General features: G+C 74.2%; 1 protein-coding gene. It reads right to left on the reverse strand.

The window, feature by feature from the left end:
* On the reverse strand, window positions 1–1,342 hold a 1,342-nt coding region (locus PH189_RS30240), incomplete at its 3' end, for an HNH endonuclease signature motif containing protein (protein ID WP_274192572.1).
* Window positions 1,343–1,385: the final 43 nt, after the last annotated feature.

The raw sequence follows: 1,385 nt of genomic DNA on the forward strand, positions 1-1,385 counted from the left end.
GGGGTCGGCCGCCGGGTCGGGGTTGTCGGTCGGGGTCGATCCAGCTCGGTGGGGTGAACCAGGGCAGCTCGTCGACGATCTGCACGGTCCAGTGGCCGTGGTGGATCACCTGGTGGTGGTGTCGGCACAGGAGAACCAGGTTGTCGAGGCTGGTGTCGCCGCCGTGGCCCCAGAAGCGGATGTGGTGGGCGTGGCAGCGTCGTGGGGGCCGGTCGCAGCCGGGGAACGCGCAGCCCCCGTCGCGGATATTGAGGGCCCGGCGGATGGCGTCGGTGACGGTGCGCTGCATCCGCCCGACGTCGAGCGGCTCGGACTTCGAGCCGAGCACGACCGGGACGACCTCGGCGTCGCAGGCCCAGCGGCGCACGGTGGCCGGGTCGACCGGGGTCCCGGTGTCGAGGACGCCGTGGCCGGTGGCGAGCTGGAGCCACCGCAGGTCCATCGTGATCGTCACCAACGCCCGCCCCGGCCGCTGCGGCCTGCTCGCCGCCGCCGACGACCCTGCCGGCTCGGGGCGGCGCGGCTGCGGGATCAGCGCGCTCTCGTCGCCGTGGCCTGCGGTGGTGTCGCCGTCGGCCTCGATGTCGGCGTCGTCCGGGGTGGTGGTGTCGCTGGTGAGGCCGCCGGGGCGCCCGCTGTCGCCGACGATGTCCTTGAGCGCGTCGATGCGGCGCCGACCGAGGCTGCGGGTGTCGTCGGGACCGAACGGTTCGGCGAGCGGGTCGATCGCGCCGAGGAACACCTCCCCGTCGACGGGGTCGTGCAACCGGCCCGTGAACTCCAGCCGACCGTCGCGGCGACGCACCACGTGCAGCTCGTCGCGGCAGTCCTCCCCCTCGGGCGGGGCGGCCCCGTCGGGGTCGAAGGCCAGGATCAGACGGGCCGCGACCCGGGCCAGCAGCCGCGGCGGCAACCGGGTCGCGTCGTCGGCGAGCAACCGCTCCGCGGCCGACCGGTCCTCCACCGACACCGTCTCGAGGCGTTCCAGGTGCGCCATCGTCCTGCGGATGATCACCACGTGCGCCGGGCCGATCTCCCCCGAGGCGTAGACCGTCGCCGTGACCGGCAACCGCGGCGGCAACGGCTCCCCGTGCAGGGAACAGCGCGGGGCGAGATCGGCGGACTCCTCGGTCAACCGGCGGGCCTCGTGCAGGTCCAGGGTCGAGACGTCCTGGAGCAGTCGTGGGGTGGCGCGGTCCCCGGTCTGCTGGGCGACCCCGAGGCGTTCGAGCTCGGCGATGTCCTGGAGCAGCCGGTACTGCTCGGCGCGCAGAGCGACCAGGCGCGTCCGGGCCCGCTCGAGCGCCTCCCGCTCGACCACCCCCAGCACCCGTTCGCTCATGTGTTCGATTCTAGAGCCGACCCCCGACACGGAGGGCCCGAAC

Source organism: Actinomycetospora chibensis (assembly GCF_028737215.1).
Lineage (GTDB): Bacteria > Actinomycetota > Actinomycetes > Mycobacteriales > Pseudonocardiaceae > Actinomycetospora > Actinomycetospora chibensis.